The following is a 15337-nucleotide window of genomic DNA, read 5'->3' as shown; positions in this document are numbered from 1 at the left end:
GTCTTATTGGTGAATAACCCCTCAATTCGCATGCTTATCTATTACCCGACAAAACGGTGCAGGGACAATGTGCATTTGCACAGGTTGCCGATTTTTTGGTGATAACCCGAGGTGGATCAATTTTTTTGACTTAAATGAAATTACGTTTTATTTAGCTAAGTAATAATTGGTTACGTTAGAGGTCAGGCGACGATGCACAGAAAAGCAGAAGATTGGTGGAGATAGCAGGACAGTTCTTTACGCTGCCATAAAAGCCACATGATAAATTACACTATCTCCTTAATTTCTCCACGATTGCCTGAGGGCTTGCCGCTAAAGTGTCACAGGCTATGCAATAACAAAAAGATGAGCAAAATGAGGTTCCAATTCTGATGGCGAATTTCTTTATCGATCGCCCCATTTTTGCGTGGGTTCTGGCAATCCTTTTATGCCTGACCGGAACGCTCGCGATTTTGTCGCTTCCCGTGGAGCAATACCCCGAACTAGCACCGCCCAACGTGCGAATCACAGCGAACTATCCCGGAGCCTCTGCACAAACGCTGGAGAATACCGTTACCCAGGTCATCGAACAAAACATGACCGGACTCGACAACCTGATGTATATGTCATCACAGAGTAGCGGCACAGGTCAGGCAAGCGTGACGCTGAGCTTTACCGCCGGGACCGACCCGGACGAAGCCGTTCAGCAGGTGCAGAACCAGCTGCAATCAGCAATGCGTAAACTCCCGCAGGCCGTACAAAACCAGGGTGTGACGGTGCGCAAAACCGGGGATACCAATATCCTGACCATCGCCTTTGTCTCTACCGATGGCAGCATGGATAAACAGGATATCTCCGACTACGTCGCCAGTAATATTCAGGACCCGCTGAGCCGCGTAAACGGCGTCGGCGACATCGACGCGTACGGCTCCCAGTACTCAATGCGCATCTGGCTCGACCCGGCCAAGCTCAATAGTTTTCAGATGACGGCGAAAGACGTCACCGATGCGATTTCGTCACAGAACGCCCAGATTGCCGTCGGCCAACTGGGCGGCACGCCGTCGGTGGATAAACAGGCATTGAACGCCACCATTAATTCACAGTCGCTGTTACAAACCCCAGAGCAGTTCCGCGATATCACCCTGCGGGTTAATCAGGATGGTTCCGAGGTCACTCTCGGCGACGTCGCCACCGTCGAGATGGGGGCGGAAAAATACGATTATCTTAGCCGCTACAACCGTCAGGCCGCTTCCGGTCTGGGGATAAAACTGGCATCCGGCGCCAACGAAATGGCGACCGCCGAACGCGTTATCGACCGCCTGAACGAGCTATCGCAATACTTCCCGCACGGTCTGGAATACAAAGTTGCCTACGAAACCACTTCTTTCGTGAAAGCATCAATTACTGACGTAGCGAAGACGCTGCTGGAAGCCATCGCGCTGGTGTTCCTCGTGATGTACCTGTTCTTGCAGAACTTCCGTGCCACGCTGATCCCCACCATCGCCGTTCCGGTGGTACTGATGGGAACCTTCGCCGTCCTCTACATCTGCGGCTACAGCATCAACACCTTAACCATGTTCGCCGTGGTGCTGGCGATCGGCCTGCTGGTGGATGATGCCATCGTGGTGGTGGAAAACGTCGAGCGCATCATGAGCGAGGAAGGTCTTTCGCCGCGAGAGGCGACGCGAAAATCGATGGGGCAGATCCAGGGGGCGCTGGTCGGCATTGCCATGGTGCTCTCGGCGGTATTTGTGCCGATGGCCTTCTTCGGCGGCACCACCGGCGCTATCTATCGTCAGTTCTCAATAACGATTGTCTCAGCGATGGTGCTATCCGTCCTGGTGGCGATGATCCTGACGCCAGCGCTGTGCGCCACCTTGCTCAAACCGATTCATAAAGGAGAATCCCACGGACAACGGGGCTTCTTCGGCTGGTTTAACCGCATGTTTAATCGTAATGCCGACCGCTACGAAACCGCCGTCGGCAAAATTCTTCACCGTTCGCTGCGCTGGATAATGATCTACGTCCTGCTGCTGGGCGGGATGGTGTTTCTGTTCCTGCATCTCCCTACGTCATTCCTGCCGCTGGAAGACCGCGGCATGTTTACCACGTCGGTGCAATTGCCCAGCGGCGCGACCCAGCAGCAGACGCTGAAAGTGGTACAGCAGGCGGAAGATTACTTCCTGAAACAGGAGAAACAGAACGTCGAATCGGTATTCGCCACCATCGGCTCCGGCCCCGGCGGCAACGGGCAGAACGTAGCGCGCATGTTCGTGCGTCTGAAGGATTGGGACGAGCGCGATCCAACAACCGGTTCATCCTTTGCCATCATCGAACGCGCAACCAAGGCGTTTAACAAAATTAAAGAAGCGCGCGTGTTCGCCAGCAGCCCACCGGCTATTAGCGGGCTGGGCAGCTCCGCCGGTTTCGATATGGAGCTGGAGGACCACGCCGGTAACGGACACGAAGCGCTGATGGCCGCCCGTGATACCCTGCTGGAGCTGGCTGCCAAAAATGACCAATTGACCCGTGTCCGCCATAACGGCCTCGACGATAGCCCGCAGTTGCAGGTCGACATCGATCAGCGTAAAGCGCAGGCGCTGGGCGTGTCCATCGACGATATCAACGATACGCTGCAAACCGCCTGGGGCTCGAGCTACGTCAATGACTTTATGGACCGCGGTCGCGTGAAGAAGGTTTATGTTCAGGCCGCAGCGCCATATCGCATGCTGCCGGACGATATCAATCTTTGGTATGTACGCAACAACAGCGGCACGATGGTGCCCTTCTCCGCCTTCGCCACCTCGCGCTGGGAGACCGGCTCGCCGCGTCTGGAGCGCTACAACGGCTACTCGGCGGTGGAGATCGTCGGTGAAGCCGCCCCGGGCGTCAGTACCGGTACCGCCATGACAATCATGGAAGAACTGGCCCAGCAGCTACCGAATGGATTTGGCGTGGAGTGGACGGCGATGTCTTATCAGGAACGCCTCTCCGGCGCGCAGGCCCCGGCGCTGTACGCCATTTCGCTGCTGGTTGTGTTCTTGTGTCTGGCGGCTCTGTATGAAAGCTGGTCGGTGCCGTTCTCAGTGATGCTGGTGGTACCGCTGGGGGTTATCGGCGCGCTGCTGGCGACCTGGATGCGCGGTCTGGAAAACGACGTTTATTTCCAGGTGGGTCTGTTAACGGTTATCGGTTTGTCGGCGAAAAACGCCATTCTTATCGTCGAGTTTGCCAATGAGTTAAACCAGAAAGGTGAAGACCTGCTTATCGCGACGCTATCGGCCTGTCGCCAGCGACTGCGGCCAATACTGATGACTTCGCTGGCATTTATCTTCGGCGTGCTGCCGATGGCGACCAGCACCGGGGCCGGTTCCGGCAGCCAGCATGCGGTGGGGACTGGCGTGATGGGCGGTATGATCTCCGCTACCGTGCTGGCAATCTTCTTCGTACCGCTGTTCTTCGTGCTGGTGCGCCGTCGCTTCCCGCTTAAGGAACGGCCGCAATAACAAAGAGATAAGTCTGCTTTATTTTACCGGGATTAATAACAGAAAAGGCGACCGAAAGTGTCGCCTTTTTCATAATTGGTCGTTTCGACTGCATTATTATTCTGCCCGTGGAATCGCCCTACTTACATTATGGAAATTTATTTACGAAGCATACCTTCAATAAAATCTTTCCAGTTCCCTAGTTCATGCTCAATCATAATAGCCTCTCTTATTATTATGGGTGATTTTATGCAAATTCGTTGATGGTGAAAAGTGTGTTTACGCTATCGCTCTGATTACTTTAATTACCGCCTCCAGAAAAAGCCCTTTCATTCGTAAGTACTATGAGCCGAATTTAACCCGTTTAATGTGACCAACAGCAACATTCAGCAACATTTGTTCATCAGCACAATCCGCCCTCACTCGGCTTGTGACAAGTCACAGCGCAAAAACAGGTCAAAAAGCAACCAATAGATAACGTTCAGGATATATCACGGGTAAAAAACGATATTTATTAACGTAATTCACGTATTATTTATTAACGACCTATATACCCTAAATAATTCGAGTTGCTTAAAGGCGGCAAGGGAGTGAATCCCCGGGAACATAGATAACTATGTGACTGGGGTGAGCGAGTGCAGCCAACACATAAGCAACTTGAAGTATGACGGGTATTATTAGGAATATTCCTGGTCAAACTTTTAATTCAATGGAAAAGGTTTAATCATGCTCACCATGTACGGGATAAAAAATTGCGATACCATAAAAAAGGCCCGCCGCTGGCTGGAAGCCCAGCAGATAGAATATCGTTTTCATGATTATCGGGTTGATGGTCTGGACCGCGAATTATTAGATACCTTTATAGATGAACTCGGCTGGGAAGCGCTGCTCAATACCCGGGGAACCACCTGGCGCAAGCTAGACGAAACGGTCCGCGCAGGTATCGATAACGCCGATGCTGCGGCAAAACTGATGCTGGAAATGCCGGCAATCATCAAACGCCCATTGCTCTGTGCGCCCGGTCAGCCTATGCTGCTGGGTTTCAGTGAATCTAGTTATCAGCAGTTTAACGAGGTGTAGTCTATGTCTTGCCCGGTCATTGAGCTGGCTCAGCAGCTTATTCGCCGCCCTTCCCTCAGCCCCGATGATGCGGGATGCCAGGCGTTAATGATTGAACGTCTGCGTGCGATTGGCTTTACCGTTGAACCGATGGATTTCGGCGATACCCAAAACTTCTGGGCCTGGCGCGGGCGCGGGGAAACGCTGGCTTTCGCCGGCCATACTGATGTTGTCCCTTCTGGCGATGCCGACCGCTGGATTAACCCGCCTTTCGAGCCTACTATTCGCGACGGAATGCTGTTTGGCCGCGGCGCGGCAGACATGAAAGGCTCTCTCGCTGCGATGGTGGTTGCCGCTGAACGCTTTGTCGCCCAGTACCCGAACCATCAAGGTCGCCTGGCATTTCTGATCACCTCAGATGAAGAAGCTAGCGCCAAAAACGGCACCGTTAAAGTCGTGGAAGCGCTAATGGCGCGTAACGAGCGCCTGGATTACTGTCTGGTCGGAGAACCCTCCAGTACCGAAGTTGTCGGCGACGTCGTCAAAAATGGCCGTCGCGGCTCCCTGACCTGCAACCTGACCATTCACGGCGTGCAGGGGCACGTGGCCTATCCCCATCTCGCGGATAACCCGGTCCACCGCGCCGCTCCGATGCTGGCAGAGCTGGTGAATATTGAATGGGATAAAGGCAATGATTTCTTCCCGCCAACCAGCATGCAAATCGCTAACGTGCAGGCCGGAACCGGCAGCAACAACGTGATTCCCGGCGATATGTTCGTGCAGTTCAACTTCCGCTTTAGCACAGAATTGACTGACGAAATGATCAAAGCGCGCGTTGTAGCACTGCTGGAGAAATACGAACTGCGCTACAGCGTTGACTGGTGGCTTTCAGGCCAACCGTTCCTGACCGGCCGCGGTAAACTGGTTGATGCGGTGGTGAACGCCATAGAGCACTATAATGAAATTAAACCGCAGCTCCTGACCAATGGCGGCACCTCCGACGGGCGTTTTATCGCACGCATGGGTGCGCAGGTGGTTGAGCTGGGGCCAGTGAATGCCACTATTCATAAAATCAACGAATGTGTTAATGCCGCCGATCTCCAGCTACTGGCGCGGATGTACCAACGCATCATGGAACAGCTGGTCGCCTGACGGCATCATAGATAAGAGGTAGCGCGCATGGATTGGCTAACGAAATACTGGTGGATTCTGGTGTTGGTATTTTTAGTGGGCGTGATGATTAACGTGATTAAGGATCTGAGTCGCGTTGACCACAAAAAATTTCTCAACAATAAGCCGGAGCTGCCTCCGCATCGCGATTGCAACGATAAGTGGGACGATGAGGATGACTGGCCTAAGAACGGCCAGTCGAAGAAAAAGTAAGCGTCTTACTTCAGTAATGTCTACGGGTCCTGCAGATCCGGTAGCCCGGACAGATGCACAGCATCGCCTCCGGAAAATTAACACAGTGTGCCGCTATTTTCCCGGGGGCGGCGCTTGACGCGCCTTGCCCGGGCTACGGGTTCACTGCCGTATGTGGGTCTGGTAGCCCGAACAGATGCGCAGCATCGCCTTCGGGAAATTAACACAGTGTGCCGTTATTTTCCCGGGGGGCGGCGCTTGACGCGCCTTGCCCGGGCTACGGGTTCACTGCCGTATGTGGGTCTGGTAGCCCGGACAGATGCGCAGCATCGCCTCCAGGTTTTCTATTTACAGCAGTTCGATTAGATCGTCGTCTTTCGGCGTGCTGCCACTGAGCGCTTCATCAAAATAGTGTTTCGGCACGGTAAAACGCAAATGATCGAGGGCAAACTGCATGCTGCGATCGTCAATCGCGTGTCCCAGGTCTTCAACAATATCCAGCGTCACATCGCCACCGGCCTGCTGGAGCGCTTCTTGCCCGGCGACTGCCCACGCTAGATCGATAACACGATCCTCACCGCCGTGAATCAGGTGGACTGTTGTCGCCGTGGTCGCCTTCTCCGGCAGAGTTGCATAGCGGCCGTTAAACGCAATCACCCGCGATGCCAGCCCCGGCTGCGCTTTAACGCTCTCCAGCGACATAATCGCCCCCTGCGAGAAGCCGATCAGCGCCGTCGCCTGCGGACTAACGCCGCTCTGCTGCTGCCAATAGCGAACTGTTTCAATAAAGGTCGGCATAATGGCATCCACGCGCTGCTGGCGGTTCTCTTCAGTGACGCCCTGCACGGAGAACCACTGGCGTCCCGGAGGCGGTCCGCACGGCTCCGCGCCGCCGACGCTGACAATCAGCGCATCGGGAAAGAGCGGCGCAAACCAGCTGCCGATTTGCCCCATAGCAACCGGGTTATCACCGACGCCATGAAACAGCAGCAGCAGTTGCTGTGCAGGGGTCGCGGGGCTTTGAACAACAAAATGATCGTGTTTCACGGCTGTCTCCTTAATGTCTGCAAGGAAGTTTACGCCGCATGCGAAATATGACCATGCCATTTAACTGAAGGAGTTAGTTAAAAAAATTGCAGCATGTTGACCTGCTGGCGCAGAGCATCCGCGCGCGTTGCGTCCAGGTTTGATAACGCCTGCGCCGCCTCTTCGCGCAGCCTGGCCAGCAGCGCTTTTCGCCCGGAGAGTTGCAACGTGCGGCAAAGTTCCGCTTCATCCTGGCGCTCCAGGCGTGCGCGCAAAGCAGGCAGCGGTAAATTCACCTGCATGAGCAGCCGATTGAGGCTACCAACCGCCGCCAGCAGCGGGCGATGGGCAAACGCAAAGCCCGCAGCCTCCAGCCAATCCTCTTCAGTAAAGATAGCCGCTTCTTCCAGCATAGTCAGCGGCAAAGGCTCATCTCGCCAGTCGCGCAGCCAGTGTTCATCGCGCAGCAACCGGCGGATTTCCTGCTGAGCCAGATGTCGGCCAGCCGCGCTGATGGGATAGAGCGCCATCGCGGTATAACAGCCGCTGCTGGCTTCCCGATGAGTACCCAGGCGCACTAGCATAAAACCGCAGCTATCCCAAAAACGCCACAGTTCGGGTGTGTAGCCAAAACTGACCGAGAGATAGTCCCGCTCCGACGCCTGAGACGCCGCCCAATCAACCAGCCGTTGCCCAAGCCCCTCACGCTGGCGCACCGGGTGTACGGCAATGCGACTGATACGCAAGCCCGTCAACGTTGCCGCCTGCGGGCTACCGCCGTGTGCAGCCAAGGATTGCGCCACCAGATTACCACGCGGGCGGCGATATCCAGCCCATACGGCCTGGCTGAGCGATGACTCCAGCCCTCCCTCCTCCACCAGCCACAACGCTCCGGCGACGCGGTTTGCGCTGCGGGCGCAGGTAAAATGCTGCCCCGGCGCATCCATCATGCGGCGTAAATCGAGAGGAGAAGTGCGATAGTGCGCCCCGGAGAGCAGTTGATACATCGCCTCCGGTAAAGCGGGCTGCTGCTGCCAGCTGGCCTGACTGACATTTTCCAGTACCGTGTCGCCAGCAGGCGCATGCTGAAAGGTCTCATCGCTAAACAACAGCAACTGCGCGATAGCCGCCTCCAGCGGGCAGCCCAATGCCCAGCGGATGGGCGTCGTCAAACTAAACTGCCGCAAATGGGCAAAACCGGCGCAAAACTTAAGCAGAAAACCGCGCCCGGTGCCTTCGTAGCCCTGAACAGTAGTCGTGAGCAGAGTGCGCGGAAAACGCTCCACCAGCTGGCGCAACAGCGGCCCCGGAATGGCGGCGGCCTCATCAACAATCAGCCACGAAGCGTTGCGCTCTGATGCCAGTAACGCATCGGGAGCCATAAAGCGAAAGCCCTCACCTGCAAAAGCCGCCATCACATCTGTGGCTCCACGCGCCGGTGCCGTGACGATGGCATCCCCTGCCAGCTGGCGAATAAGCATTCCCGCCAGAGCGGATTTGCCTCGTCCGCGCTCTGCGGTTAAGGCGGCGATACCGGGAGGGAAGTCAGCCAATTCGGCAAGAACGGCTGCCTGCTCCGCCTGCGGCTGACCATCAGCGGGATGCCAGGGTTCTCGAAGCGGGAAAGCGGGTAATGTCAGCTCATTCCCCTGTCGCCAGAGTACAGAATCATTATCGGCAATAATTTGCTGGCAGAAACGATAGACAAAATTTGGCGTGGGGACCGACTCGGGAGTGTCGCTCCAGCGCAGAGAGTCAGCGTCAGGCCGGGTCGGCCATTGGGAAAAATCGGGGATCAGCAAAATCAGCCAGCTTCCTGCGCGCAGCGTACCGGCTAACGCAGCAAATGCCGCGACGTCGAACCCCTCACGCGCATCGAAAAAAGCATGCTGGAATTCCCGGCCCAGGAGGGTCTTCAGCGCACCGGGAGGCGTATACGGCTCCGGCGCCGGCTGCGGGCCAACCCACAGCCCATCACCAGCCAACAGAGTACGCAGATTTTGCGCCTGGTTGAAAGTCCAGGCATCATCGCCGCTGAGCACCAGCAGACGACGGATGCCCTCACGCGCCATTTGCGCCGTCAGGTGAAGCAGTTCATCCATGACCGACGGCAATTACAGCGCTTTGCCAAAGGTGTTGCACTGCGCCGGGTCGCCGCTATCGAAGCCGCGTTTAAACCAGGTATAGCGCTGCTGCGATGTACCGTGAGTAAAGCTGTCCGGCACCACGCGTCCCTGGCTCTGCTGCTGCAAGCGGTCATCACCAATCGCCTCTGCGGCGTTCAGCGCCTCCTGCAGGTCGCCAACCTCCATTACGTCCTGCTTCTGCATATTGTAGCCCCAGACGCCCGCGAAGCAGTCCGCCTGTAGCTCCATTTTAACTGACAGGCGGTTCGCTTCCGCTGGTGAAGCATTCTGCTGTAGCTGGCGCACTTTCGACTCAATACCCAGCAGCTTTTGTACATGATGACCGACTTCATGGGCGATAACGTAACCCTGAGCGAAGTCGCCGCCCGCGCCGAGCTTAGTTTTCATTTCATCGTAAAATGACAGGTCGATGTACACCGTACTATCCGCCGGACAGTAGAACGGCCCCATTACCGACTGGCCAGTACCGCAGGCGGTTCGCGTCGCGCCGCGATACATCACCAGCTTAGGCTGCGGATACTGACGACCCATGTCTTTAAAAATCATGCCCCAGGTATCTTCCGTATCCGCCAGAACCACTTTAGTGAACTTCGCGGCTTCTTCATCCTGTGGACTAATAGAGCGTTGAGTGGTGGTTTGCTGTTGTGACACCGGTTCACCGGTTAACATGCCGGTTAAATCAACGCCGTAATATCCCGCCACCACAATGATAATCAGCAGCACGATGCCGCCTTTCCCGCTGGGGAGACGAAAACCGCCACCTCCGCCCATCGGTGAACCGGATTGACCACGGCGATCTTCAACATTGTCGCTTTCGCGACGCCCTTGCCAGCGCATAAGCACCTCAATTCATCATAAAACCAATGTATGAGATCGTAGGCGGTTCAGCGGAGGATTACCACAGGAAACAGCAAGAAGAGCGCCAGAAGAAGAGGGTTTCCTCTGGCGTCGGGGGATTAGTCCAGTTCTACGCCCAGACGACGGGCAACTTCTTCATAGGCTTCAATCAAGCCACCGAGGCTCTGGCGGAAACGGTCTTTGTCCATTTTATCCATGGTCTTTTTGTCCCACAGACGGCTGCCGTCCGGAGAGAACTCGTCGCCCAGCACCACTTCGCCTTTAAACAGACCAAACTCCAGCTTGAAGTCCACGAGGATCAGGCCCGCATCGTCAAACAGCTTTTTCAGCACGTCGTTAGCTTTGTAGGTCAGTTCCTGCATACGCGCCAGGTTCTCTTTACTCACCCAGCCGAAAGTTTCGCAGTAGGATTCGTTGACCATCGGGTCGTGCATGGCGTCGTTTTTCAGGAACAGATCAAATAGCGGCGGGTTCAGCTCGATGCCCTCTTCAATCCCTAAACGTTTCACCAGCGAACCGGCAGCGCGGTTACGCACAACGCACTCCACCGGCACCATATCCAGCTTTTTCACCAGACATTCGGTATCGGACAACAGCGCTTCCATCTGGGTCGGGATACCCGCTTGCGCCAGTTTGCTCATAATGAAATAGTTGAACTTGTTGTTCACCATGCCTTTACGATCGAACTGCTCAATGCGAGCACCGTCACCTGCTGACGTATCGTTACGGAATTCGAGTACCAGCAGATCCGGGTTTTCGGTGCTGTAAACGGTCTTCGCTTTACCACGATACAACTCAGCTAGCTTTTTCATCTTTCACCACTCCAGTGATATTAAGCCCAAAAAATACGTTTCCGCCTATACACAAAATCATTCAAAGTGCATCGAGGCGGCAACTGAGCGAATCCCCAAGAGCTTACATAAGTAAGTGACTGGGGTGAACGAAGGCAGCCAACAAAGAGGCAATTTGGAGGATGATGTGTATACGCACACGTTTGCGTCACTATACATTAAAAAGGGCCGGATTACTCCAGCCCTGTTTATTACTTACTTAATGCGGCCTGGAATACGGCAACCAGGGCGTCATTTTGCGACTGCGTCAGGGTATGTCCTTTCGGGTCGATGAACTGCAGACTACTGCGGTTATCGAGGTCCCCGACCTGCAGTTTATAATCGCCGGATACCAACTGCGGGTCGCGAGCGCCCAGATCGGTCCAGCCGCTGTCGGATAGGGGTTTGTAGGTTACGGAGAAGCTACCCTGAGAACGGGAGCTATCGGTTACCTTCATACCCACTTTTTCCAGCGCGCCCGGCAGGCGTTGCCACACCAGGTTAAACGGTGCGCGAACGACCAGCATCGGCAGACCGGTATCATCCGCACCGCTCTGCACGTCGAAGGTCGCCCCGGCATTTTTCTGCGCGGCGTTCTGAGCGCTGGTAGCGTTCAGATCCAGACCTTCGGAAATGACGTTCAACATGGCAGTACTGTAGCGCTGAAGCGAAGCCGGATCGGCAACCGGTTTACCCGCCTGCTCCAGATTCACCAACTTCACGACCACTGCTTGCTGATAGCCCTGCTGTTTAACTGAGATTTGATAGCGACCACGGTACTGCTGGTCTTCATCGAGGCGATTCCATTCGACCCAGTCGGTATTCAGCGTCTGGCTGGCATCATCGCGTTTCGCGATAGTGTAGTTTTTCGACTGCATGATGCTTGCCACCTGCGCCCACAGCGAACCGCTGCGACCGTTCTCCACCATCAGCGTCGCGGTATCACCGTTAAACTGAGTGCGCGCGCCGCTAACCAGTGCCAGAGGCTGAGCCGGAGGACGGATATCCAGAGCCTTGCCTGTGTTACCGGTGCTGGCAGCAACCGGAATATTATAATCACCCACCTGAACCGGCAGGATCATCCCTGCTGGCGCGTGAAGTTCACTAAGCGGCGTTGCCTGCAAATAGGCCTCGTCGCCGCTCACCTGACGCTTATAGCGCGAGTCAGAACTACAGGCCGCGAGGAGTAGAACCAGCGAAACACCCGCAACCTTCGCCAGGCGCGACTTCTGTACTGAGTAAGCCATCAAATCTCCCTAAACTTTACAGCAAACCGGCATGCTTCAACGCTGCGGTGACAACCTTAGTACCGTTTTCGGTAATCGGGGTCATCGGCAGGCGTAGCGTATCGGTCGCCACAAGACCCAACGCCTTACATGCCCATTTGACCGGGATAGGGTTGGGTTCGACAAATAATTTTGTATGCAACGGCATCAGACGCTGATTAATCGCCCGAGCTTCGGCGAATTGACCAGCCAGAGCCAGTCGGCACATTTCAGCCATTTCGCGCGCCGCAACGTTTGTGGTTACGGAAATCACGCCGTGACCGCCAAGCTGCATAAAGTCCATTCCCGTCGCGTCATCGCCGCTCAGCAGAATAAAGTCATCTGAAACCAGCTCTTTGATCTGATGAACGCGACTTAAGTTCCCCGTCGCTTCCTTAATACCGATAATATTTTTAACTTCCGCCAGACGACCGACGGTTTCCGGCAACATATCGCAACCGGTACGGGACGGCACATTATACAGGATTTGCGGCAGGTCAGTATGTTCTGCAATAGCTTTAAAGTGTTGGAACAGTCCTTCCTGGGTCGGACGGTTGTAATAAGGCGTAACCGTCAGGCAGCCAACCACACCGCTATTGTTAAACCGCTTGGTCAGGCTAATCGCCTCTGCGGTTGCATTTGCACCGGTACCCGCGATAACCGGGATGCGCCCGTCAGCCAGCTCCAGCGTCTGCATAACCACGTCACCATGCTCTTCATGGCTCAATGTTGCGGACTCTCCGGTAGTGCCTACCGAAACGATCGCCGAGGTACCGCTGGCGACATGGTAATCAATCAGTTTTTTCAGGCTTGACCGGCAGACGTTACCGTTTTCATCCATCGGCGTGATAAGCGCTACAATACTTCCCGTAAACATGGGCCATCCTCAGAGCAGAAGTGGGACAAGATTCTCAATGTTACGTTTGGTGCCGCAATAAAAGCAAGAGACCCGATGCCATCAGGGATGTTGTATGCCGGTTTTTTTTATGCTTTCCTAATGTTACCTCACCTTTTTAAAGGAAGAACAGGTTTGACAGCCTCATTACAACACTATCTGGTTATTACCGCGTTGGGTGCTGATCGCCCTGGCATCGTGAATACAATCACTCGCCACGTCAGCAGCTGCGGCTGTAATATCGAAGACAGCCGGCTGGCCATGCTTGGTGACGAGTTTACGTTTATCATGCTGCTCTCCGGCTCGTGGAATGCGATTAACCTGATTGAATCGACTCTGCCGCTGAAAGGTGCCGAGCTTGATCTGCTGATCGTAATGAAGCGTACAACCGCAAGGCCGCATCAGGCGATGCAAAACACCGTCTGGGTTCAGGTTGAGGTGCCGGATTCGCCGCATATTATTGAGCGATTTACTGCCCTGTGCGATACGTGGAAAATGAACATTGCCGAGCTGGTCTCCCGCACCCAACCGGGAGCGAACGACGATTCAGCGCAGCTTTTTATCCAAATCACCGCCCATAGCCCGACTACGCAAAATGCATCAAATATCGAACAAGCGTTCAAAGCCCTATGTACAGAACTGAATGCACAAGGCAGTATTAACATCGTTAATTATTCACAGCATGATGAACAGGATGGAGTTTGAGTAATGAACCCACTGAAAGCCGGTGACATTGCACCGAAATTTAGCTTACCAGACCAGGACGGCGAGGAAGTAAATTTGACCGACTTCCAGGGACAGCGTGTTCTGGTTTATTTTTACCCGAAAGCCATGACCCCGGGCTGCACCGTACAAGCGTGTGGTTTACGCGATAATATGGACGACCTGAAAAAAGCAGGCGTTGAAGTACTGGGTATCAGTACTGATAAACCAGAAAAACTCTCCCGCTTCGCCGAAAAGGAGCTGCTGAACTTTACTTTGCTGTCTGACGAGAATCATCAGGTATGCGAACAGTTTGGCATCTGGGGTGAAAAAACGTTTATGGGGAAAACCTACGACGGTATTCACCGTACTAGCTTCCTCATCGATGCCGACGGCAAAATCGAACATGTGTTTGATGATTTCAAAACCAGCAATCACCACGACGTGGTGCTGAACTGGCTGAAAGAAAACGCCTGACGCGCAGACAAACGCAAGACGCCGGATCAGTTTCAAACCGCCCGGCGTCTTTTTTTACCGCTCATCGGTAAGCGTTGCGCTAATTCTCTTCTTCTACGTCTTCCACTATCAGGCCATCCGGCCAGGCATGCACCACCGCTTTGATTAGCGTCGCCAGTGGAATCGCGAAGAACACGCCCCAGAATCCCCACAGGCCGCCGAAGATAACCACCGACAGAATAATCACCAGCGGGTGCAGGTTAACGGCTTCGGAGAACAGCACCGGCACCAGCAGGTTGCCATCCAGCCCCTGAATAATCAGGTAAACCGCGAACAGGCTCCAGAATTCGGTGCCCGCGCCAAACTGAAATAGCGCCACGCCGACCACAGGAATGGTAACCACAAAAGCGCCAATGTAGGGAATCAGTACTGAAAACCCAACCAGCACCGCCAGCAACAATGAATAGTTAAGCCCGAAAAGGATAAAACCAATCCACGTCGCCACGCCGACGACGATCATCTCCAGCACCTTACCGCGAATATAGTTGGTAATTTGCTGGTTCATCTCTTTCCACACCTGCCCTGCCAGCCCGCGATTGCGCGGCAGCACACGGCGCACGGCGTTAAGCATCTGCTCTTTGTCTTTCAGCAGAAAGAAAACCATCAGCGGCACCAATACCAGATAGACCGCCAAAGTCAGCAGCCCGACCAGCGAGGCAAGCGAATATTTCACTACCGAATCACCGACGGTTAACATCCGCCCGCGCATATTCTCCGCCATGGCGTCGATAATTCCGGCATCCATTAAGGCCGGATAACGGCGCGGCACCGTCGCGGCAAAATCAGAAAGTTTGTTCAGCATCCCCGGCATATCACGAATCAGATAAATGCCCTGCTGCCAGGCAACCGGCATCACTACAAACGCCATCAATAGCAGAATGCCGACGAACAGAATCAGGACCACCGAGGTGGCCCAGGTACGAGAAAAACCGATACGCTCCAGCCTGACCGTTGGCCATTCAAGCAGATAGGCCAGCACGATGGACACTAATAGAGGTGCCAGCAGGCCGCTGAAGAAAAACATAATGCCGAACCCGGCCAGCAAAATGACCAGCAGCGCTATCGCCTCCGGATCGCTGAACCGACGGCGGTACCACTGCATTAACATCTGAAGCATAAAACCCTTCCCTGAAGAGCAAAGCTGTAACAATCTCGGGAATTGTATCGAAATGTCACAAAAAAGACTTCGCTTTTTATGGGTAAAACCACAAAC

The 15337-nt window shown here is 54.6% G+C and carries 14 protein-coding genes; 6 read left to right on the top strand and 8 right to left on the bottom strand.

Annotation, left to right across the window (positions count from 1 at the left end):
• The first annotated feature begins 371 nt into the window (after positions 1-371).
• Positions 372-3485, top strand: coding sequence for a multidrug efflux RND transporter permease AcrD (gene acrD, locus HV213_RS08510; protein WP_181485359.1), 3114 nt, complete (start codon positions 372-374; stop codon positions 3483-3485).
• Between the two features lie 137 nt (positions 3486-3622).
• Here the strand turns inward: acrD and ypfM are convergent, their stop codons facing one another.
• The gene (gene ypfM / locus HV213_RS08505; protein WP_100181659.1) at positions 3623-3682 is read right to left on the bottom strand and encodes a protein YpfM; all 60 of its coding nucleotides are present in this window, start codon (positions 3680-3682) and stop codon (positions 3623-3625) included.
• A 508-nt stretch (positions 3683-4190) separates the two neighbouring features.
• Between ypfM and HV213_RS08500 the strand changes: the two genes are divergently transcribed.
• The 3 genes from HV213_RS08500 to HV213_RS08490 are packed head-to-tail and all read left to right on the top strand — an operon-like array spanning position 4191 to position 5906.
• Positions 4191-4544, top strand: coding sequence for an ArsC family reductase (locus HV213_RS08500; RefSeq protein ID WP_110272155.1), 354 nt, complete (start codon positions 4191-4193; stop codon positions 4542-4544).
• 3 nt (positions 4545-4547) lie between these two features.
• A complete protein-coding gene (gene dapE / locus HV213_RS08495) occupies positions 4548-5675 on the top strand; it encodes a succinyl-diaminopimelate desuccinylase (RefSeq protein WP_112215498.1) in 1128 nt (375 codons plus the stop codon).
• A 27-nt stretch (positions 5676-5702) separates the two neighbouring features.
• The gene (locus HV213_RS08490) at positions 5703-5906 is read left to right on the top strand and encodes a YpfN family protein (protein ID WP_110272153.1); all 204 of its coding nucleotides are present in this window, start codon (positions 5703-5705) and stop codon (positions 5904-5906) included.
• Positions 5907-6233: 327 nt separating this feature from the next.
• Here the strand turns inward: HV213_RS08490 and ypfH are convergent, their stop codons facing one another.
• The 6 genes from ypfH to dapA all read right to left on the bottom strand — a co-directional run bounded on the left by ypfH (position 6234) and on the right by dapA (position 12888).
• On the bottom strand, positions 6234-6932 hold the full coding sequence (gene ypfH, locus HV213_RS08485) for an esterase (RefSeq protein WP_181485358.1): 699 nt from the start codon (positions 6930-6932) through the stop codon (positions 6234-6236).
• 77 nt (positions 6933-7009) lie between these two features.
• The gene (locus HV213_RS08480) at positions 7010-9013 is read right to left on the bottom strand and encodes a tRNA(Met) cytidine acetyltransferase TmcA (RefSeq protein WP_181485357.1); all 2004 of its coding nucleotides are present in this window, start codon (positions 9011-9013) and stop codon (positions 7010-7012) included.
• A 12-nt stretch (positions 9014-9025) separates the two neighbouring features.
• On the bottom strand, positions 9026-9895 hold the full coding sequence (gene ypfJ, locus HV213_RS08475) for a KPN_02809 family neutral zinc metallopeptidase (RefSeq protein ID WP_181485356.1): 870 nt from the start codon (positions 9893-9895) through the stop codon (positions 9026-9028).
• Between the two features lie 119 nt (positions 9896-10014).
• Positions 10015-10728 (bottom strand): phosphoribosylaminoimidazolesuccinocarboxamide synthase, encoded by a 714-nt coding sequence (gene purC / locus HV213_RS08470; RefSeq protein ID WP_181485355.1) that lies wholly within the window; start codon positions 10726-10728, stop codon positions 10015-10017.
• 230 nt (positions 10729-10958) lie between these two features.
• Positions 10959-11993, bottom strand: a complete 1035-nt coding sequence (gene bamC / locus HV213_RS08465) for an outer membrane protein assembly factor BamC (RefSeq protein WP_181485354.1) — start codon at positions 11991-11993, stop codon at positions 10959-10961.
• A 16-nt stretch (positions 11994-12009) separates the two neighbouring features.
• Complete coding sequence (gene dapA / locus HV213_RS08460) at positions 12010-12888, bottom strand: 4-hydroxy-tetrahydrodipicolinate synthase (protein WP_112215492.1); 879 nt, start codon at positions 12886-12888, stop codon at positions 12010-12012.
• 153 nt (positions 12889-13041) lie between these two features.
• On the opposite strand from dapA, the gene HV213_RS08455 reads away from it, so the two are divergent.
• Positions 13042-13611, top strand: a complete 570-nt coding sequence (locus HV213_RS08455; protein ID WP_167492732.1) for a glycine cleavage system transcriptional repressor — start codon at positions 13042-13044, stop codon at positions 13609-13611.
• A gap of 3 nt (positions 13612-13614) precedes the next feature.
• On the top strand, positions 13615-14085 hold the full coding sequence (gene bcp / locus HV213_RS08450; protein ID WP_112215491.1) for a thioredoxin-dependent thiol peroxidase: 471 nt from the start codon (positions 13615-13617) through the stop codon (positions 14083-14085).
• A gap of 79 nt (positions 14086-14164) precedes the next feature.
• Here bcp and HV213_RS08445 read toward each other — a convergent pair whose 3' ends face one another.
• Positions 14165-15241 carry an AI-2E family transporter gene (locus HV213_RS08445; protein WP_110272146.1) on the bottom strand — a complete coding sequence of 359 codons (1077 nt, stop codon included), beginning with the start codon at positions 15239-15241 and terminating at the stop codon, positions 14165-14167.
• Between the last annotated feature and the right edge of the window lie 96 nt (positions 15242-15337).

Origin of the sequence: Klebsiella sp. RHBSTW-00484 (assembly GCF_013705725.1) — a bacterium.
Lineage (GTDB): Bacteria > Pseudomonadota > Gammaproteobacteria > Enterobacterales > Enterobacteriaceae > Klebsiella.
The sequence above is the reverse complement of the archived record's forward strand: the minus strand, read 5'-3'. Positions and strand labels throughout refer to the sequence as shown.